Annotated in this window: 19 protein-coding genes and 1 pseudogene; 8 read left to right on the forward strand and 12 right to left on the reverse strand. The window is 43.4% G+C overall.

Annotation, left to right across the window (positions count from 1 at the left end; translation table 11 throughout):
• The first annotated feature begins 136 nt into the window (after positions 1-136).
• On the forward strand, positions 137-1,783 hold the full coding sequence (locus tag J5O05_RS20650; RefSeq protein WP_208844821.1) for an SUMF1/EgtB/PvdO family nonheme iron enzyme: 1,647 nt from the start codon (positions 137-139) through the stop codon (positions 1,781-1,783).
• Between the two features lie 213 nt (positions 1,784-1,996).
• Here J5O05_RS20650 and J5O05_RS20655 read toward each other — a convergent pair whose 3' ends face one another.
• A complete protein-coding gene (locus tag J5O05_RS20655; protein ID WP_208844822.1) occupies positions 1,997-3,775 on the reverse strand; it encodes a winged helix-turn-helix domain-containing protein in 1,779 nt (592 codons plus the stop codon).
• A gap of 82 nt (positions 3,776-3,857) precedes the next feature.
• Positions 3,858-4,424: a TetR/AcrR family transcriptional regulator gene (locus tag J5O05_RS20660; RefSeq protein ID WP_208844823.1), complete on the reverse strand. Its 567-nt coding sequence runs from the start codon at positions 4,422-4,424 to the stop codon at positions 3,858-3,860.
• A 123-nt stretch (positions 4,425-4,547) separates the two neighbouring features.
• Here J5O05_RS20660 and J5O05_RS20665 point away from each other — a divergent pair, with 123 nt between their 5' ends.
• Both J5O05_RS20665 and J5O05_RS20670 read left to right on the forward strand, forming a co-directional pair.
• Positions 4,548-4,997, forward strand: coding sequence for an HPP family protein (locus J5O05_RS20665; RefSeq protein ID WP_208844824.1), 450 nt, complete (start codon positions 4,548-4,550; stop codon positions 4,995-4,997).
• Positions 4,998-5,244: 247 nt separating this feature from the next.
• Positions 5,245-5,535 (forward strand): hypothetical protein, encoded by a 291-nt coding sequence (locus J5O05_RS20670; protein WP_208844825.1) that lies wholly within the window; start codon positions 5,245-5,247, stop codon positions 5,533-5,535.
• Positions 5,536-5,593: 58 nt separating this feature from the next.
• Here J5O05_RS20670 and J5O05_RS20675 read toward each other — a convergent pair whose 3' ends face one another.
• Positions 5,594-6,508, reverse strand: coding sequence for an MBL fold metallo-hydrolase (locus J5O05_RS20675; protein ID WP_208844826.1), 915 nt, complete (start codon positions 6,506-6,508; stop codon positions 5,594-5,596).
• 103 nt (positions 6,509-6,611) lie between these two features.
• Between J5O05_RS20675 and J5O05_RS20680 the strand changes: the two genes are divergently transcribed.
• The 3 genes from J5O05_RS20680 (at position 6,612) to J5O05_RS20690 (ending at position 9,803) form a co-directional block, all read left to right on the forward strand.
• Complete coding sequence (locus J5O05_RS20680; RefSeq protein WP_244370118.1) at positions 6,612-7,520, forward strand: LysR family transcriptional regulator; 909 nt, start codon at positions 6,612-6,614, stop codon at positions 7,518-7,520.
• 86 nt (positions 7,521-7,606) lie between these two features.
• Positions 7,607-8,569: a GlxA family transcriptional regulator gene (locus J5O05_RS20685; RefSeq protein ID WP_208844827.1), complete on the forward strand. Its 963-nt coding sequence runs from the start codon at positions 7,607-7,609 to the stop codon at positions 8,567-8,569.
• Entirely contained in the window at positions 8,562-9,803 is a 1,242-nt protein-coding gene (locus J5O05_RS20690) for a S41 family peptidase (protein WP_208844828.1), read from the forward strand. The genes J5O05_RS20685 and J5O05_RS20690 overlap by 8 nt, the downstream gene beginning before the upstream one ends.
• On the opposite strand, the gene J5O05_RS20695 is transcribed toward J5O05_RS20690, so the two are convergent.
• Positions 9,787-10,698 carry a LysR family transcriptional regulator gene (locus J5O05_RS20695; RefSeq protein WP_208844829.1) on the reverse strand — a complete coding sequence of 304 codons (912 nt, stop codon included), beginning with the start codon at positions 10,696-10,698 and terminating at the stop codon, positions 9,787-9,789. The genes J5O05_RS20690 and J5O05_RS20695 overlap by 17 nt on opposite strands.
• Before the next feature lie 136 nt (positions 10,699-10,834).
• On the opposite strand from J5O05_RS20695, the gene J5O05_RS20700 reads away from it, so the two are divergent.
• Positions 10,835-11,542 (forward strand): NAD(P)H-dependent oxidoreductase, encoded by a 708-nt coding sequence (locus tag J5O05_RS20700; RefSeq protein ID WP_377100781.1) that lies wholly within the window; start codon positions 10,835-10,837, stop codon positions 11,540-11,542.
• Positions 11,543-11,566: 24 nt separating this feature from the next.
• On the opposite strand, the gene J5O05_RS20705 is transcribed toward J5O05_RS20700, so the two are convergent.
• Entirely contained in the window at positions 11,567-13,030 is a 1,464-nt protein-coding gene (locus tag J5O05_RS20705; protein WP_208844830.1) for a cryptochrome/deoxyribodipyrimidine photo-lyase family protein, read from the reverse strand.
• 243 nt (positions 13,031-13,273) lie between these two features.
• Here J5O05_RS20705 and J5O05_RS20710 point away from each other — a divergent pair, with 243 nt between their 5' ends.
• On the forward strand, positions 13,274-13,435 hold the full coding sequence (locus J5O05_RS20710; protein ID WP_244370119.1) for a hypothetical protein: 162 nt from the start codon (positions 13,274-13,276) through the stop codon (positions 13,433-13,435).
• 32 nt (positions 13,436-13,467) lie between these two features.
• Here J5O05_RS20710 and J5O05_RS20715 read toward each other — a convergent pair whose 3' ends face one another.
• From J5O05_RS20715 to J5O05_RS20745, 7 genes and pseudogenes are all read right to left on the reverse strand, one after another.
• The gene (locus J5O05_RS20715; RefSeq protein WP_208844831.1) at positions 13,468-13,893 is read right to left on the reverse strand and encodes a hypothetical protein; all 426 of its coding nucleotides are present in this window, start codon (positions 13,891-13,893) and stop codon (positions 13,468-13,470) included.
• Positions 13,894-14,178: 285 nt separating this feature from the next.
• A complete protein-coding gene (locus J5O05_RS20720; protein ID WP_208844832.1) occupies positions 14,179-14,604 on the reverse strand; it encodes a hypothetical protein in 426 nt (141 codons plus the stop codon).
• Between the two features lie 182 nt (positions 14,605-14,786).
• A pseudogene (locus tag J5O05_RS20725) lies at positions 14,787-15,172 on the reverse strand (carboxymuconolactone decarboxylase family protein).
• A gap of 57 nt (positions 15,173-15,229) precedes the next feature.
• Complete coding sequence (locus J5O05_RS20730; RefSeq protein WP_208844833.1) at positions 15,230-15,586, reverse strand: MerR family transcriptional regulator; 357 nt, start codon at positions 15,584-15,586, stop codon at positions 15,230-15,232.
• 231 nt (positions 15,587-15,817) lie between these two features.
• Entirely contained in the window at positions 15,818-16,312 is a 495-nt protein-coding gene (locus tag J5O05_RS20735; RefSeq protein ID WP_208844834.1) for a hypothetical protein, read from the reverse strand.
• Positions 16,313-16,391: 79 nt separating this feature from the next.
• Complete coding sequence (locus tag J5O05_RS20740) at positions 16,392-18,017, reverse strand: ATP-binding protein (RefSeq protein ID WP_208844835.1); 1,626 nt, start codon at positions 18,015-18,017, stop codon at positions 16,392-16,394.
• The gene (locus J5O05_RS20745) at positions 18,001-18,429 is read right to left on the reverse strand and encodes a hypothetical protein (protein ID WP_208844836.1); all 429 of its coding nucleotides are present in this window, start codon (positions 18,427-18,429) and stop codon (positions 18,001-18,003) included. Before J5O05_RS20745 ends, J5O05_RS20740 begins: the two co-directional genes overlap by 17 nt.
• Between the last annotated feature and the right edge of the window lie 291 nt (positions 18,430-18,720).

Consider the following 18,720-nt stretch of genomic DNA (forward strand, 5'->3'; position numbering starts at 1 on the left):
TATAAGTTAACTTTACTCATCCCTTGTTTTTCTATCATTTTTCTATTCAGGAGAAAAAATAACTCTTTCCTAAGACGTTATGCATCTCGTTCGTCACACTCGCTTCGACTAATAAAACTACGTTAAGGAACGCGAGATGACATACTCTCAATTAGCATTGGTAACGGGCGCATGCCTACTGAGTTCAACGCTCTACGCTGGTGAATCAATTCGTCCTATAGAACCCATCATGGTAACTATTCCTGCGGGTTCCTTTGAGATGGGCACGTTAAAAAGACAAAGTGCGCAACCTGTGCATCCTGTTTCTCTCAATTCATTTAGCTTGGGGAAATATGAGGTGACGGTGAAAGAATTTGCACGATTTGTAGAAGCGACGAACTACCCAATGCCTACACAATGTCGGCACGAGCTGGATGGATGGTTCAAACCCGCAACGAAAGGTAACTGGCAACAGAATGCACTGACTACAAGTGAATTTCAGCCTGTCGTGTGTATCGGCTGGCGCGCAGCAAAAGCTTATGTCGATTGGTTGGCAAAAGAAACGGGTAAACCCTATCGTTTGCCTACCGAAGCCGAATGGGAATATGCAGCTAGGGCTGGAACTTCAACCGACTATTTTTTTGGTGATGATGAGTCACGTACCACTGTATGTGAATACGCGAATACGGCCGATTTGTATGGTGAAAGTCGCTTACAGCGTGATGTGAATACGAGTTATAAAAATTGGGATACTGGCATGGCAAACTGCTCTGACGGTTCGGCGTATGCAAGCATTGTAGGAATGTATAAACCGAATCCTTTTGGCGTGCATGATATTGTCAGTAACGTATTGGAATTCATGGCCGATTGTTACGCAGAGAATTATGACAATGCGTCGCCGACGGGGGCTGCATATCAACAAGCGAACTGTGAAGAGCGCTCAACGCGCGGAGGAAGTTGGCATTGGAATAACTGGCCGCACAGTTTTCGTACCAGTATTCCAGACGACTTCGCTGGCGGTGTGGACGGGTTTCGTGTCGCGATGGATGGACAAAGCGGCACAAAGAATAAAGAGACTCAACTGTTTGAAGCTTCGCTACATGAGGCGCAGATACGTGAAAAACTCAATCGAGTCGATCGCTTTAACTTCGCTGAGCCTGTCGTAAATCTCACTCTTACTGAAAGCAATGGACTTGTTTCGCTCGCATGGGACAAGCACCCAGACCCTCTTGTGACGGAGTATCGGGTTTACCGCAATAAAGTACGAGAAGGTATGTTTCGTTTAATTGCGGCCAATATCAACGAACCTATGTTTAAAGAACCGACTCCAGCACACCAAGTGGAATATACGGTGGTGGCAATTAAAGGGCAGACACAAAGCCCTTACAGTGAAGCGGTGTTGTCTCCTCTTGGTTTTACGCAAGTACCTGGGAAAATAGAAGCTGAACACGTGAAATCTTTAACTGGAGCCAGTATTGCAATGAGCACCGATGGTCGAGGCGATTTCAATTTATCAGGTCGCAACGGTATCGAAGCGAGTGCCGAATTTAGCTATCAATTGAATGTCAGTAAAGCAGGCTACTATCAGCTGAGTTATCGCGTTGCAGCGCCAAAAGATGTTGAAGGTTTCTCGGTCTATTTGGATGACAAACCGATTGCGAAAGCCACCATTAAAAACACGGGAGGTTACCATCAATGGCAAACTCAGACTGGTGAGAAAGTGTACCTTCCAGAGGGGAAGTTGATGCTTACTCTTAAATCAAAATCAACAAATTGGAAACTCAATTGGTTTCAATTAATGTAGTTAGCGACAACTAAAACGGATGTTTAAGGCAAGTACATACTTGCCTTACGTCGTGTTAACCAGCCCTTGTGAATGGTTGTCCATCCGTTATTTACTGGTTCAGGTTGCTGGACACGCTTTATTTTTAAACCTGTAAAATCCTAGATGTGGGCCTTGTAGGTTGCGATATTTGCACTTTGCTAGGGTAGAACCCGTTTTGTAAAACCATCCCTATCAAATCATATTTAATGCGTTGAGCTTAAGTTTGTTTTGCTCAGACCAGTTTGGTGTTGCATGTTCACTAATGTAGTTCGTATAGAAGTCGTAGTTCGTTTGAAGTTCTGGCGCACTACATAGGAGCAAAGCGATGTCTAGGCTCAGGCTCACCTGCCCTGTTCTTCGAGCTTGCTCAAATGCTTTGGTCGCAAGGGTCGAAAACTCATGAACATTGGATTTCGAAAAAGCCAGACGCGCGCGTAGCAAGTTGTTTTCAGCGTTGTCGTTGGCAAGAGACGCGACGAGTTGCTCCGCCTTATCGAAACGCGTTGATTCTAGGTAATAGTCCATCAATTGTTTTCGGCTGGATTGTGCTACCCAGTGATCGGGTGTTAGCTCGGTAAGTTCGAGCACGCGCAGTAGATGAGGCTCTTTTTGTGCAGCTGTTTTCGCATAAATCGCGTAATGGAAAGGTATTTTTGCATATTGATATTGCGGTAGCGCGTAAGTGTCCATTTGCGCCTTAGCTTGTTGCAAGTAGAAGTAGGCGTCTTCATCTTGATGGTGCTTATGGGCCATCACAGACAGATAGGTCAATGCATGGAGTTCGCGTTCAATATCTTTTGATGTCTGCGCGAAACGGGCTGATTTGAGCAGACTGTCTTTGAGCGCAGAATAATCCTGTTTTTTGTGAAGCAACCACGATTGGGCTGCATAAGCATCTGCAAGACGTTTGTAGTCGTTGTGCTTCTTAAACAAATCTATGGCACGAGTAAGTTTATACTCACTCAGCTCATAAAGTCCTTTTTCAGTTAAAATGGTGCTTTGAAGTAACAGCGCATTGGCATTTTGTTGAGGCTCATTGAGGGCAAGTGCAAGACGCTCTAGTTTGTCAGCAAGCGTCATGGCAATGTCGAGTTGCTTCGTGTTGACGTAAGCCGACACCAGTTGATTTAAGACCACTAAATCATGTTCATGTTGCTGGTGGAGGAGTAACAGTTTTGCGACTCGGATATCAGCACTCATGGGGCTGTTAACCAGTTCGATTATCTCCGTTTTAGTGAGATGCGCCTCGAGTTGTGCGTTTAATTGTTCAATGGAACGACCAAGTAGTTGACCATTCCATGTCGATGCGCCGCCGGTGAGCGTAAAATCGAGTAAGTATTGAGAATCACTTGTTGTTATATCTCCCACTAAAATAAGAGGATGCTCTGTTTTTAACTTCTTGTAGTTAAGTGCTTCCGCACCTTGGAATTGAGACGCCGAGAGCGATTCGATAGGCTGTGTTGAAATGGTCGCTGGACGCCAAGCTACAGAGGTGTTGTCATTGCCATCAAGCGCAAATGGAATGGTTGATATACTTGGAAATGTCGATTGCTCGTTTGACGTCAGCCTGATAAAAAGCCCGACGATCAGCAAGAAAGTGAACGCAGAGGCAACCCACAAAGACGTCCTTGGTGTTTTTTTAGCAACATGAACGGTTGTGGGAATTACCTCCTGCTGCCCTATTTCAAAGGCAAGTTGCCATTGATAACCGCGTTTAGCAAAGGTCTTAATGGCGTCGTTACCGAATAGTGCGCGCAGATGACTGATATTCTGAAATATGGCCTGCTCAGACACAATTTTGTTTTGCCAGACCAGTTCAAGTAACAGCTCTTTACTCACAACCATGGCGGAGTGTTCTAACAATACTTTGAGCACCTGTGCTTCGTTATGGCGGATGGCGACAGATGTTTTACCTTGCATCAGCACAAGCGATTGACTGTCAAATACAAAGTCATTGAAGTAATAAAGCATAGCGGTGATTATTATTGTTCTTGCTAATGAGGTGTTTATACCACGTCCCCATGACAATACCAATCACAGCTATACGGAGGCGTTACGCTTGATTTTGAACATTGCAAAGACGCGTAAGCATTGCTGCACTTCTCTGGCACAGAAGTTCGCCCTGATGGGTCATCTGAGCGGTAACGATAGCCCCCTCCATCATCACAAAAATAGCTTCAAGCAAAGGTTCATTTTGTTCGGGCAAGTGCCGTGCTATTTCATCACGTACGGCTTCCTTATGTGCACGGCAGTACGCCGTAATGAGTTCATCGACTTCGCTAAATTCTGCGGAGGTATTTATAAAAAAGCACCCTCGAAATGGGCCTAATGTGTCATCTTCGCTGTTAAACCACGTTGCTAAGCCTTTGAATAGCCGCTCAATAAGCTGTTGACTTGTTTGCGTATTGTCTAGCGTTTGTGACAACCATGTCATAAAACGTTCGTGGCGTACCTCAAGGGCTGCCATCAACAGTGCATTCTTGCTTTCAAAGTGGCTATATAAGGTTTTTTTGGCAATGCCAGACATTGCCAAAATCTCGTTTACACCAACAGCATGAATACCTTTGTGGTAAAACAAGCCGAGCGCCGTATCAATTAAAAGTTGTCTCTTTGAACTCATTCGCTTTCCTTTTCTGTCTTTACAACCTTCTCGATTAATCACGTAAACATTGACAGATGTAGACCGATTTGTCTACTCTAGCTCCGGTAGACAAATCGGTCTACTTTAAAAAACGAGGGAATAATGAAAAACGTAATGCTTTCACTTTTTGCAGGCTTCGGTGCGTTCGTTGCCATTGCTTTTCTGTCTATTTTTGATGCGTCTTTTCAAGACGTGGTGTTACTTATGGCGCCGTTTGGGGCGACAACGGTGTTAGTGTTTGGTGTGCCTCAAAGTCCGCTGGCACAACCTAAAAATGTCATTATTGGCCATCTTATTACGGCATTTATCGGTGTTTTGTTCGTGCAGTTTTTTACGGTGACGCCCGTTTCGATGGCGTTAGCGACAGGACTTGCCGTAAGTGCAATGTTGATTACCAAAACTACGCATCCGCCAGCGGGGGCAAATCCGTTATTAATCATGTTGTCTGGGCAAAGTTGGATGTTTTTACTGACACCGGTGTTAACTGGCGCGATTGCCATTGTATTAATCGGGCGATTAATGATGAATATCCAACGCAAATGGGCAGACTAAAGGCTTTACTTTAGCCGTATTCAGCGTGATTTAGATTATTTACTCAAATGCAAAAATAATACCTTTGTATATTATTACTCCTATGGATAATAAAAAAGAATGTATTATTTTTTGCATTCAGGTGTTGTCTCAGCAAAATTCTTAAATTAGTATCGGTTCAAGAGACGAATAACAAGAGGTTATTCTCCGGTCTCAAACGCTCAGAGAAGAGCGACTCTCACGATTTGATTGAAAAGGATGTACCGCAATGAACGAAGGCATTATTGGATTATTTGTGTTACTGGGAATTGGTATCATTGTCTCGACTGTTGCGCATGCGTTCATTAGAAAATTTCCTGTCGCAACGATTGCATCCAGCGTTGTCGGATCCGTTATTTTCCAATTTAGTTCATACTCGAGCTTGAACTATCTCGACCCATTTTTTATTTTTGCTGCGATTGTTAACTTCACTCTAATGACGTTGATCTCACTCTCTGTGGGCGTTCCGTTCTTATATCGTCGTAGAAATCGAGATGACAATCGTCTACTTGCAGATTAGTGATCTTAAAATAAGGTGAGAGAAACGCGGGTGTCGTTCCTCTCTATCTTGTCGTTGGTTATTTCGCGGTTTCGTCAGGATGCCACGGAAATGGTACCATAAATTCATCCGCTAAGATTCGCCACACATTCATTGGCAACCACTCTTTGTAGCCCACCCAGTTTTCATACTTAGGTAGTTTCAAGGTGCTTGGAATGAGCATTGGGTTTGTGCCTTCCTTTAGCGCTTGGTAAAACGCTTGGCGTAGGTCGCGCAAATAATCAAGTTGTGCTTGAACGTCGTCGCGGTTACCCGCTGCGAGGTAGTTTTTATATTCGTTGTGTGAAAACACCGCTTTAGTGAAATTGAGCGCTAACACATCGTGCAAGCTGCGCTCCCACTCTCTCAAATTAAAGTCAGGTACAACGGAGAAAATCACTCGATTTGGCGTAACGATATCGGCCAAGTAAACCAATTTTTGTTTAGGGAGAAAAAACACCGTCATCCCTAACCCGTGGTTCATGCCGAAGTAATGCAACTCGATATCCAGTTCATCAACCTCAAAGTGCGCCAATTTACCTTGCCACGTCATGGAAGGCATTACCATGTCGGGATATGGATTTGCCGTCATCCAACGAGCAGCTTCTGCATGAGCAATCGTTTGAGCTCCATTGTCTAAAAACACTTGGCCGCCACTTGCGTGATCCCAATGATTGTGGCTTTGAAAGGCATATTTAATTGGCTTATCCGTTAATGAACGAATTGTCGCAAGCATGCCTTTTGCGTGCGTTGAATTCATGGTCTCAAACACAACGACTTGTTTCGCGGTAATGGCGAACATGGCAATGTAGCCACCATCAGTACTGTACGAATAAATGTTTTCAGCGATTTCTTGATATGGTTTTGTCTCAGTGGCCAAGGTCGGCAAACTAAGAGACAACACGCTGGCAACAAACAATAAGGCTGTTTGTGCAAAGTGTAAAAAACGAGTCATGGCGTTCTCCATTGTTTGGTTAAAGTCAGTTGAGTCTTAGCTCAATGGAGTCAGTTTATTTATTGCTGTATTTGTAATGAATGCCTAAAATTGCAAAACCTAAATGTCATTTATGCAATTAGCTATGTTAAGTTCAGAAGCCCTATTTGTCCGAGTGGTTGAAGTGGGCAGCCTTAAAAAAGCAGCGGAAGAATTGAATATTGAGCCGTCTACGGTGAGTCGTAAGATTGCTAAATTAGAAGCGCGACTGAACACCAAACTGTTTCATCGTTCGACCGTTAGAACCATTCCCACAGAATCTGGATTGGCGTATTACGAAGGACTGAGGCATCTTTTAAATGCACAAGAAACTCTAGAAGCCGAGCTCTTTTGTAATCAAACTCAAATTGGCGGTTTGTTACGTATCGCAACTACCGTTGATTTAGGTGACTATTTCATCGCACCTATCCTGACCAAAATGCTCAAACAACATCCTCAATTGCGAGTTGAAATGCTGACGGGGTCTAATTTAGCCGATTTACCCAAATACAACATTGACGTCGCAATCCGAATCGGTAAACCAGCAAATTCAGATCTTTATGCTAAGCATTTAGGAACGATCCCTAGGGTGTTGGTGAGCAGTCCAGCCTACCTCGCGAATACCGGAGTGCCTAAAGACATTGACGATTTAAAGCACCATCAGTTTGTTTTTTACTCCAAAGAACAAACAAAAATGCCTATCCAGTTTGAGTCCGGTTATACGTTTGAATTTTCACTTGCGCAAGGTAACGTGATGGCTAACAGCCTGCGGTCTATTCAACAATTCGTGTTGGCGGATTTAGGCATTAATTGGGGACCTCGTTGGCTTTATGAAGATGCGATAGCCTCAGGCGAACTTGTCGAAGTGTTACCTCAATGTCCGGTTAAAGGTTTTGAGATCAATGCTCTTTACACCATGAGTCAATACTTACCTCGAAAGGTAAGGTGGTTTCTTGAGGCGCTTGAATCTGAACTCGCTCTCGTGAAGTCTTAGCTGAGTCAATAAATGTCTGTTTTTGTCGTGAAAATGAATTAAACGACACCGTGAGCTTTGTTATTGTTATGTCAGGAGGACATAACATGACTCAAAAACTGACTTTTTTTATTGCCGATGGATTTCAAGCACTCGATTTATTTGGCCCGCTTGATGCCTTTATGGAAACCAACACACTGGTTCAGAATGCGTATCAAACTCAGCTTTTGAGTCTGCATCCTGGGTTGATTGCGACTGCGTATGGACAACAGGTTCATGCCGAAGCTGGATTAAATGATAACGTGCGCTGTGACACCCTCATATTATGCGGTGGCATGGGTATGCGAACGTTAAAGTTAACGGTGCAGCAAGCGACACAGCTGCGAGCTATCGCTGATAATGCGAGTCGCGTGATTAGTATTTGCACCGGTTCGTTTTTACTCCCACAAATCTACCCTGAAAAATCGTTAACGATTACGACGCATTGGCGCCATTGTCAGCAACTCGCTGAGCAATTTCCGCAGTGTCATGTGAAACTCGACCCGCTATTTATTAACGATGGCACGGTGTGGTCGTCTGCAGGGGTCTTGTCTGGGGTGGATCTGGCGCTTGCGTTGATTGGTGAGGATTTTGGTAAAGCGATGGCGGCCAAAGTGGCGAAAGAACTCGTTGTGTATTTGCAGCGTAGTGGTCAACAAACACAATATTCCGATCTGTTAGCAATACAAACGGGTGAAAGCCAGCGTTTATCAACACTGATTGAATGGCTGCCATCGCAACTGCATCACTCGACAACCGTTGCACAAATGGCAGAAAAAGCCTGTTTAAGTGAACGCCAACTTACCCGTTTGTTCAAGTCGCACCTCGGCAGTAGCCCGAGCCAATATGTTCGAAAGCTTCGTTTAGAGCGTGCAAGAGATCTACTTTCTCAATCTCAAGCAAGTCTTACAAACGTCGCGACGAAAGTGGGTTTTAACAACTACGACAGTTTCAGACGTGCTTTTTCCCAATACTTCGGTGTTTCACCGTCTGTATTTGTTCAACACCAAGGGAGAGAAGAACATGCATAAGTGGTATTTACTCAGTTTAATGTTGTTTAGCCTTAGCAAGGCATATAGCTTATCTGGTACACAACTGGATAACTGGCGAGAAGACATTCACTATTTACAAGAGCAAGTGAAAACGCATCACTTAAATGCTTTTCATAGCCAGCCAGAGTCCGATTTTGATAACCAAGTTAACGCGATTCTTGCGCATTTACCTAAGCTCTCTGAAGCGGAAGTGGAATCGCAATTGATGAAACTTATGGCGAGCATCAAAGATGGCCATTCAAATTATTACCCGATGTCTGGTCCACATCAGCATTTTCCATTTCAGTTTTTATACATTGATGAAGCACTGCGAATTGTTGGGGCAACACCGAAGTATGAGGCCTTGATTGGTAGCGAAGTAGTGGCTATCGATGGGGTGACTATTCCGCAGGTCTTTGAGCAGTTGCAGCCTTATTTGTACGGTGTTGACAATCGTTACAGTGCACAAGACCGATTTGCGTTTCAAGTAACATTAGCAAAAGTACTGTTTGCTGTTGGTATAACCAAATCTCCATCATCAGCGACGTTCACCTTCAATGTGAGTGGAAAGCCCCAATCTCAAGCCGTTGATGTTGTTGAAATGAGTAAGTTTGCCAGCATACAGACGGCACTGCCAAAACAACAGGAATGGGCAAAAGAGAATGATATCGGCATGCCCGGTATTCAAATGCGCTATTTTGACGCGACGAAAACAGCCTATTTTGATTTTGACACTTACCCCACTTTTGACGAGGTCATTGATTCGTGTACTTCCTTGATTAAACAACTGACAAAACGACAAACACAGCACCTTATTATCGATCTTCGTGACAATGGCGGTGGTAGTTTTTACACCGGACTTGCATTTTCTTCGTGTTTATCTCATCTCGATACGGTGAATTGGCAACGAGGTGTCGTTGTTTTAATCAATGGTGGGACGTTTTCTGCGGCCATGAGCAATGCTGCGCAATATCATCAAATTTTAAATGCGACGTTGATCGGTTCGCCAACGGGTGGCGATCCTAATCACTACGGAGAACTTTTGATGTTCACTTTGCCTCGTTCTGAACGTCGTTTTAGTGTATCTGAGCGGTATTATGCTTTTGTTGAAACACCAACAGACGCGCTGTATCCCGCTATTACAGTTACGCCGAGTTGGCAAGACATACTCAACAACACGGATGTAGTATTGAATAAAGCGTTTGACTATTTAAGTGTTAAACCAAAGCACTGAGTTCAGATTCCCAATATGGCGTATCACCAAACCAAGTACTGAGAAAGTCGATGAAAACGCGTAATTTGGGCGGCACAAGGCGAGAGCTTGGGTAAACCGCCCAGATTGCAACATCAATATCCAAAGGATATTCGTCAAGTACTTGTACAAGCTCGCCGCGTTGGAGGTGCTTATAAATATTCCACGTAGAGCTAATGGCCAGCCCCAATCCTTCAAGGCTTGCATCTCGCATCGATTCACCATTGTCGGTGCGAATTTTGGTGTTGGTTTTTATCGCAATTTTCCCTTCCGCGGTTTTAAAGGTCCAAATATCTCTGTCTCTGAAGTTAACGCACTGATGGTGTTTCACATCGTTGGGGTGCATTGGTATCCCGAATTGTTCTAAGTAACTTGGGGATGCGCACACGATACGCCTATCGTTCGCTAATTTTCGCGCAATGAGGTTGGAGTCTTTCAGCGGCGCACTGCGAATAGCCACATCAAATCCCCCTTCCACTAAATCGACCATAGCATCCGAAAAGCTCATGTCTATTTGGATATCTGGGTATTTTTTTAAAAACGACCCAATGGCTGGAACTAAATGTTGTCGCCCAAATGAAGCAGAAGCGGTCATGCGTAGAATTCCTTTGGGATTTGTATTGCCCGAGCCAACCGCAGCTCTTGCCGCTTCAACCGCCGAGAGCACACTTTCAGCATGAGGCAGAAAAATACGACCTTCTTCAGTTAGGGAGATTTGCCGAGTAGTACGATAGATCAGCTTGACCCCCAACGACTTTTCCAGCTTATTGAGATGCGTGCTTGCCACCGCTGCGGACAACCCCAATTCTTGACCAGCTTGGCTAATGTTTAACGTATTCGCAACGCGAATAAAGAGTTGTAAGTGTTCAATGTTCATTTTCAATAAAATCTAAAAAGTGTTTATCGATTAATCGGTATTATCAACAAATAGTTTATTTCATAGAATGCAACTCCACAAGCTAAGGTACCTTGCGTAAAGCAGGTGTTGTTGAAGAAATAACTATTGAGGATCAATGATGGGATCAACTATCGATAACCAAGCGATGCATCAGGCATTGCAAACCGCATTTGAATTTCGTCATGCGACCAAAGTGTTTGACGACACGAAAAAGGTAGCAGATGCCGATTTTAATCGTATTTTAGAAGCCGCTCGATTATCACCGAGTTCATTCGGTATGGAACCATGGAATCTCTTGGTCGTTCAGTCACCTGAAAAACGTGAATTATTTCGAGAGTTTAGTTGGGGTGCGAATGGTGCATTTAATGGCTCTAAGGGTCAATTAGGCACGGCGAGTCACTTTGTGATCTTTTTGGCGCATACCGATGTTAACATGCGACACAACAGTGAATATTTACAAAATCACATGAAAAACGTAAAGCAGTTGCCAAGTGAGGTCATTGACTTTATGAATACGGCGTATCAAAAATTCCAAGAACATGATTTTGGTATTGAAGGCCGTCGCCAGATTACGGATTGGTCTGCTAAGCAAGCTTATATCGCGTTGGGTAACATGATGACGTCAGCGGCGCTACTGGGCATTGATTCTTGCCCTATTGAAGGGTTTGAATTAGACAAAGCAACCGACGTATTAAAGACGCATTTTGGTATCGATACTGAGCGTTATGTACCGTGTGTAATGGCGGCATTTGGTTACCGTCTCGAAGACCCATCACGTGATAAAACGCGTCGTACTTTAGAACAAATGGTGACGTGGTTTTAAACTCACCGGCGGCGTCAGGCCTGCCTATGCGGATGGCCTGACATGCCTTGCTAAAATACGGGTATTTTCTTGTCTCACTTCGACACGTTTTTGATATGACCAAAGACGTTCTCTTGCTGCGGCCGACGCTTTATTCACATCGATAATAGGATGCAGATAACGAGAATCCTCACTCACGCCATACATGATCGCTTCCATTTGCGTGAGCTGACTAGGATCATGAGCTAGTGTGGCTGGCAGTTCTGCAAATTCGGGTAACCATTTTTTGATGAATACACCATCGGGATCATGTTCTTGGGCTTGTTTGATCGGATTGTAAATGCGGATTGTGTTCATCCCTGTGACACCCGCTTGCATTTGAAACTGGGGATAATGGATCCCTGGTTCAAAATCTAAAAACAGTCGAGCTAGGTGAGTAACACCGAGTCGCCAATCAATGTTCAAATGATGGGTTAGTACACTCACTAGCATCGCACGCATTCTAAAATTTAAATACCCAGTGTGTATCAAGCAGCGCATGCAGGCATCCACTAGAGGTATACCCGTTTTTCCTGACTTCCAAGCTTCCAAATCGTCGTTGATTTCTGGAAAGGTGCGGTAGGGGAATTGTGCGTAACCTTGATTAACTGGTCGAAACTCCATATCGCATTCCGATTCAAATTTTTGTATGAAATGACAATGCCAATGCAGCCGTGACACAAGGGCGACTAAGCTGCGACGAAATCCTTTATCTTGCCAGTGTGTTAGTACGGTTTGATAGGTTTCACGTAGTGACAGGTTTCCCCACGCTAGATAAGGAGAGAGGCGTGAGCAGGCTGCCCGACTCGCGTGGGGTTTTGAAATGTTGTACGCGTAGCTTTTTCCGCGTCCGAGAAAAAAGTCATTCAACGTCGCCCAGCCAAGTGTCGGACCGCCCGTCTGCATACCTCTATGTTTGTTTACCCACGTGTCTATGGGGTTTATCACAAAGCAATCCAAACAGTCAGTATTTAACCACATAGCTTGCTCAAAATTGGGCGTATCGAGTGGAGAACGCATAAAATCAATCCATTTTTTATCCCAGTCCACTCGGGACGATAAACCTCGGATCACAGCTCCGCTTTGGTATTCAAGCCAAGGAATATTCAACTGGGTGAGCTGCTGGTGGATGTCTTTGTCGCGTTGAAAGGTATTGTGTAATCCAATTTCTTGATGAGAGTACACGCACGAGATTGAGAAATGTTGTGCCAAGGTATCAAAGATACGCTGTGCATCAGCGTTCAGAACATAAATGCGAGTCTGATAAGGGGCTAACTGTGAGTTTAGGTCTTGCAAGGATTGCCAAACAAAACGCCAATGCCGTTCATCGTAATGAGGATCTGCAAGTAAAAACGGCTCAAAGAGGTATAGTAATAATACCGGCTTACCCCGGTTGATAGCCTCTTTTAAAGGCTTGTGATCTGTTATACGAAGGTCTCGTTTAAACCAAACCACGCTGATGTCTATCAATGATTACCCCAAATTGACTGTTTGACTCAAGCTGGGTTGTACGTAGTAACTTGATGGAGCGATTTATTTGTTTCGAATAAAAAGAAAGTAGCGCTTGTTTTCATGGCAACCAACCCAATATCCACAACATTCTTGTGATGGAAACATGATAAGCGCATGGACGTTAACGAACTCGTTTTTTTTGCGATGTTTTTGCTAATCCCACTTATTTTTGGCCGACGACTTATTCGCTGGGCCAAAAAAATGCCTAAAGGTGCTTATTTATTAATCGCACTCTTGCCGCTCATCACATTATTTCCAATCCCACCTCCAGCGTTTAAAAATGTGGAAAAGGCGAAACAGGAACAACGTAAACCCAAAAAGCAAAATGATGATCCCTTCTTAAAGAACATCAAAAAGCATTAAGTTCAGAGGAGTGGGAGGAAAAACATCCATTACTACAGTGATAGACTTACCCACTGCAGCTTGAGACCAATGCAGTGAAGAAGTCCTATAACTAAGCAAATGGTTGAGCTCCAAATCCAAAATTCGACGGAGCGACCCATGGGGGACAGGATAAAGAAAAACCCAGCTATACCTCTTGTTGTGTAGACCAAGCAGATAGCGATTAGAACTAAACGGGTAAAAGGGAGTTTTTGGATGATGCCTGCGCCAGAAAAGGCGTATAACGCCCAAACACTGAGTACGAGAGCCACCCCACACGTTATCCATGTAGGCTTAGGACTACCTTGCTCAGCGAGTCTTGCCATTTGTTCGCCAGCGCCAAAAAAGCGATACCAAGGCGCGCCAAAGTAAATACATCCTAAATGCATCACCGCTGCGATGGCACTGAGAAAACCCGCAATCGTAAGATAGATGTTCATGCTTTTTGACGTCCTTGTTATGCCATTTTTTGTGAATAGATCCGAAAGTGGAAAAGGTCAACTTAAACGGTCAGATCCAATAGTTTGGCGGTAACCGATTCTATCAGACGTTTTGTGCAAGATGGACTATGAACCGCCTCATCATGCAAGGCGCAAAATCAGCCCCCTAGCCGCTTGCTTCCCTATTACTAAACATTGTTATAAAAAGTACCTAAAACCCACTATTGGGAAGAATTACGTGGGCAAAATTCGATCGAAGCAAATTAGCCCACAGTATTACTGTCTCTAGGAGCATTTGACCGAGTCATCGCGTTTTTTTAAATTTGAATCAAAAAATTGTATAAGTTGCTTCATTCCTTCCCAGTCAACTTCGCTTAAATGACGTTGCATTAAACTTACCGCTTTTGCTTTGTAATCGGATGCTTTTAAGTTGTCTCCCGAATTTTCGTAGACTAACCCCAGTCGAGCATAGGTAAAAGCCAGATTATCAGGTCCAATCTTATCGAGCAGCGCTAAAGATTGGTCTGACTCCAGCAACCGAGCAAGCGTTTGAAGCGCGGATTTTGCGGCCTCTGGCGAATCACACATATAATGCTTTTGAGCAACATCAATTTCATTGAGCACAAACTCAGGAGTGAGTTGATTGGCTAAGGAAGATGTTGAAATTGTTGATAATATTAACGCGGAAAATAAAGTGTTAATGTATTTCATCTCGAGTCCTTGTTACTAATTTCCAATACAAAGCGACAGTGCCACACTGTTGACTTATTAACAATACGTTACCAGTTCGCCAGAGTGGGTACAAGCAATACTATCTTTCGCATCAGGCCCTAACATGTCACCGTCGCCGTATATGACTGTCGTGGCCTGAGGTTACTTTGTATGAATTAACCTTATTGCTTTAACTTTCTTTGTTCCAGCACATCTTTAAACGCAAACATGCCATTGAGCGTCATGCGGGAAACCCGGCGTAAACGGACATCTGAAGAAGGATTTCTTTGATTTCATCTTCTGTGCATCCAACATTAAGTGCTGCATTTAAATGAACCTTTAGTTGTGGTGTACAGTGACCGAGTGCGGTTAACGCGGCGACAGTCGCTATCTCTCTCGATTTTAAATCCAAACCCGAACGGGCATAGATATCGCCAAAGGGATACTCAATAGTGTACTTGGCTAAATCAGGGCAAATATCCTGCAAGCTTTCAATGACGTTTTTACCCGCCTCGCCATCAATTTGCTCAAGCAGTTTAAGTCCGATATTGAAACGTGAATTTTCCATGAGAATGCTCCTACTTGTAAAATTAGGAGCAGCATAAAAGTTAGAGTTCACTCTAAGTCAACGAACTTTATTGGCTTTATACAGATTGATTTTCTCTTCAAGCGCGGCAAGATGCATTTTTTGTTGAGAGATATGTTGTTTTAGGTGTTTTTGGTGGTGTTCAAGTAGTCTTTGGCGCTCAAGTGCCGTTTGTGGCCCAGTTTCTCTCAGCGTAGCGTATGCTAAAATGTCGTCCAGCGGCATGGCTGTTTCTTTCAAGCGTTTAATAAATGCGACCCATTGTACGTCTTTAGAAGAGTAAACGCGGTGACCAATGCTATTTCTTTGGATATTTTTAAGCAATCCGATTTTTTCATAATATCGGAGTGTGTAAGAGGATAAGCCAACTAAACTCGCAAATTCCTTCATATTCATTTTGGTGTCGCCTATTAAAATCTATCGCAATATGATGAGTAATCGTGATTGATAGTGCCACCTTTTGTAGCTTTCCTTCCAGAATAAAAATGACGAATGCCGCAGAGTTCGTTTGCTTTTAGATTTCATTACGCTCTTCAAATAAAGCTTGAAACGTGTCAACGCTCTTTAGGATGGTCTGCTGAAAACAAAAAAGCGCCTTAACGGCGCTCATAAATTTCTTTTTCTTTATCAGGCTCTTAGGCACTGTGCGTACTGACTGTTGCGCAAATTATTGGTGAACAAATGAATGAACAAGCCATGTTGACCAATGCTTTGCCAAATGTAGTCGTCACCTGATGGGCAAAGCGATTGCTGAATATAACGCTTTTGATCTTCAGCCGATAAGGCAAGCTCATTTGGAATTTGGACGTAAACGCCAATTTCGCTGTCGCCAAATTTTACGCGGCTGAGTTGCCAGCTTCCCATCATAAATTGTTTAGAAAAGTGGCGTTCAATTACTTGCTTTGTGTTTGCAGATAATGTGTTAACGCTTACTTGTGTTTCTTTATCCATCATGCGGTAGCCAAAAATGCAGGCTAAGGTGATAAAGAAAATCATCAGCCAAACATGGGTAGAAGGTCGCTTCCTTGCGACTGCTTTACTCTGCTTTCGGCCCGTTTTTTTATTCGCTCGAGAGTCTACAATTCTAAGCCATTCTTCATGCTTTATAGTGCGATTTTCCATAAAATTGCTCCTGTTCTCTATATTTAGAATTTAAGCAAAGCAATGTGGATGAAAAATGGATGAATTGGGGAGATTCCCGCTAATTTGCCTTATATTCGTATGGTAGGAGGAGTTTGACACATAAACCTCCATACTTGCCTTGCTTCAAGTCGATTTTTCCTTGCATAACTTGAGCCAAACTTTGGCAAATTGAGAGTCCAAGACCCGAACCGCCTGACGCACGGCTGCGTGACGTGTCCACTCGATACAATCGTTCAAACAACTTTGACAGTTGATCATTGGTTACGCCTGGTGATGAATCATCGATTTGAATAAAGACATATTGTGGATTTAATCGAACTTTAAAGCGCACAAGACCTGGAGAATCAGTGTACAAACACGCATTTTTGGTCAGGTTGTTGATGATCCTATCCAACTTGGGTTTGTCAACGTACATGCTGATGTCTCGAGCCACCGCAATATCACAGACAAAACGTAAATTGTGTTTGCTTATCATGCGCTGCATGTCGTAGCTGTAACTGGTCATTAACTGGTGCACATTGTATTTCTCATTGTATACCGTCAATGCATTGTTTTCGGCTTGTGATAATTGATACACATCCGAAATAAGGTGATTCAATTGACTGATTTTGTCGTTGATTTTTTCATAAGCAACGGTTTTATCATCAATCAAGTTATGTTCCATTGCTTCTATATGCAGCTTCAATACGCTGAGCGGTGTGCGCAGTTCATGAGAGATATCAGCAAGAAGTTGGTCTTTCTGCCTGATGTTTGCTTCATACAATTGCGCTCTAAGTTCTGCAGAGCGGCGTTTATGAACATACAAATAGATAAACGTACATACAAAAATAAAAGTAAGGCCAAATGCCAACAACCATCTTTGTTGCTGCAACTTCGCATTTTCAAGTTGAGAGATGGTTAGCTTGCGGTCTCTATCAAGCTCAACAACTTGTTGTTGCTTTGACAGCATGTCCAAAGAGGATTTGTGATTCTGCGACTGTGTTTTCAGCTTTTCTTCGAATGTTTGATACTGCGTATCCAAAAGGGTTTTGTATGTAAGCGTGGCGGCTTCAAACCTGCCCTCGAGTTCAGCAATTTGGGCATTCACTTTCATTAACATGTATTGGTGATGCGGAGATTTTGTTTCTTTCACCAAATGTTCATAAGGCTTTAAGTAGCCCTTTGCCGCATCAACATTGTTCGCTTCAAGTTCACTTTCGATGACCGCGAGATAGCCGTGAGATTGTTGAATTCGAGACTGGGTTAACAGAGCGAACTCAAGCGAGTGGAGCGCCGCATCTCTGCGCTCCGTGTTTAAATTTAGCTTTTTGTATACGTCGGCTAACGCATAATATGCACGAGAAACTAACTCATTGGCTTGGATTTGTTTGAGTTCTTCGATTGCTTTCGTCAGCTCGATTAACCCTTCACTCGGTTCACCTTGTCTCGCAACCATCACGGCAAGTTTGAGTGTCGTGAATCCCACGTTGGTTAAATTGCCAGAGCGTCGGTCATACTCTAAAGCCCTCGTTAAATACGCTTTCGCTTGTTCAAAATCACCCATGCGTTCGTTAATCGCGGCAATATTGAATTCAAGAGAACCTTTTAAAGCCCAGTTTGTGCTGTTTTGGAGATAGGTTTTTGCCTGCTCGTAATACCCCATCGACGTAGATAAATTGGTCGAGTTCTCACTGAGTACGCCCAAATTGATGTACGTTTTTGCTATGAGTCTCGTCGTCTCTAAGCGTTTTTGCGATTTCTAGGGCTTCTTTATATGCGTCTAAGGCAACTAAGTTTTTCGAAATATTTCGCGCACTGATGCCTTTTTCTGTCGCGATTTCAAAAGCAAGTTCAAGTGGAATATTGGGGCGATGAGAGAGAGAGTCGAGAATATCGAGGGCATCTTGATAGCGTGATTGTAGACGGTAGATTTTCGCAATGGTCGTATCGACGTCTATTTTTGACGCGTAAGTGACGACAGGTTCCTGTTTCAAAGCGTCAAGTGCTTGAGTAAGGTGACCCTGATTAATTTGCTCTTGTATCGATTCCGGTATTGCTTTAGATTGCGCGCAAAATACTAATGCAGAACTCAATAAGAAAGCGCGTATTGATTTCATTCGATTTTTTATCCCCATTGACCTACTTTTACTCTACTTTCTAAATGTGTTCAAAATATGGAGAGAAATTGTAAACCCCCTTTACAGTTGGTCTTTTATACTCTGCTGTTATGTAGACAATGATTCAATGTGATACTGAGATAGTCAGCGCGTTATGTCAGTACGTAAAAAATCGTTCTGAACTCAACCTATTCAACTAATACCGTTACAACCTTGTTTTTATAACAGACTGATAAATATAAGAAATATAAATTCTTGGCGTTCATTCAAACTCGGTGATGCTATGGTTGG

Source organism: Pseudoalteromonas xiamenensis (genome assembly GCF_017638925.1).
Classification (GTDB): domain Bacteria; phylum Pseudomonadota; class Gammaproteobacteria; order Enterobacterales; family Alteromonadaceae; genus Pseudoalteromonas; species Pseudoalteromonas xiamenensis.

Coding starts and splice junctions, on each gene's coding strand:
- J5O05_RS20720 (WP_208844832.1), bottom strand. CDS start 14,604: ATGAAATACATTAACACTTTATTTTCCGCGTTAATATTATCAACAATT.
- J5O05_RS20745 (WP_208844836.1), bottom strand. CDS start 18,429: ATGAAATCAATACGCGCTTTCTTATTGAGTTCTGCATTAGTATTTTGC.
- J5O05_RS20665 (WP_208844824.1), top strand. CDS start 4,548: ATGAAAAACGTAATGCTTTCACTTTTTGCAGGCTTCGGTGCGTTCGTT.
- J5O05_RS20660 (WP_208844823.1), bottom strand. CDS start 4,424: ATGAGTTCAAAGAGACAACTTTTAATTGATACGGCGCTCGGCTTGTTT.
- J5O05_RS20695 (WP_208844829.1), bottom strand. CDS start 10,698: ATGAACATTGAACACTTACAACTCTTTATTCGCGTTGCGAATACGTTA.
- J5O05_RS20685 (WP_208844827.1), top strand. CDS start 7,607: ATGACTCAAAAACTGACTTTTTTTATTGCCGATGGATTTCAAGCACTC.
- J5O05_RS20690 (WP_208844828.1), top strand. CDS start 8,562: ATGCATAAGTGGTATTTACTCAGTTTAATGTTGTTTAGCCTTAGCAAG.
- J5O05_RS20655 (WP_208844822.1), bottom strand. CDS start 3,775: ATGCTTTATTACTTCAATGACTTTGTATTTGACAGTCAATCGCTTGTG.
- J5O05_RS20710 (WP_244370119.1), top strand. CDS start 13,274: ATGCCTAAAGGTGCTTATTTATTAATCGCACTCTTGCCGCTCATCACA.
- J5O05_RS20735 (WP_208844834.1), bottom strand. CDS start 16,312: ATGGAAAATCGCACTATAAAGCATGAAGAATGGCTTAGAATTGTAGAC.
- J5O05_RS20730 (WP_208844833.1), bottom strand. CDS start 15,586: ATGAATATGAAGGAATTTGCGAGTTTAGTTGGCTTATCCTCTTACACA.
- J5O05_RS20680 (WP_244370118.1), top strand. CDS start 6,612: ATGTCATTTATGCAATTAGCTATGTTAAGTTCAGAAGCCCTATTTGTC.
- J5O05_RS20700 (WP_377100781.1), top strand. CDS start 10,835: ATGATGGGATCAACTATCGATAACCAAGCGATGCATCAGGCATTGCAA.
- J5O05_RS20670 (WP_208844825.1), top strand. CDS start 5,245: ATGAACGAAGGCATTATTGGATTATTTGTGTTACTGGGAATTGGTATC.
- J5O05_RS20715 (WP_208844831.1), bottom strand. CDS start 13,893: ATGAACATCTATCTTACGATTGCGGGTTTTCTCAGTGCCATCGCAGCG.
- J5O05_RS20650 (WP_208844821.1), top strand. CDS start 137: ATGACATACTCTCAATTAGCATTGGTAACGGGCGCATGCCTACTGAGT.
- J5O05_RS20675 (WP_208844826.1), bottom strand. CDS start 6,508: ATGACTCGTTTTTTACACTTTGCACAAACAGCCTTATTGTTTGTTGCC.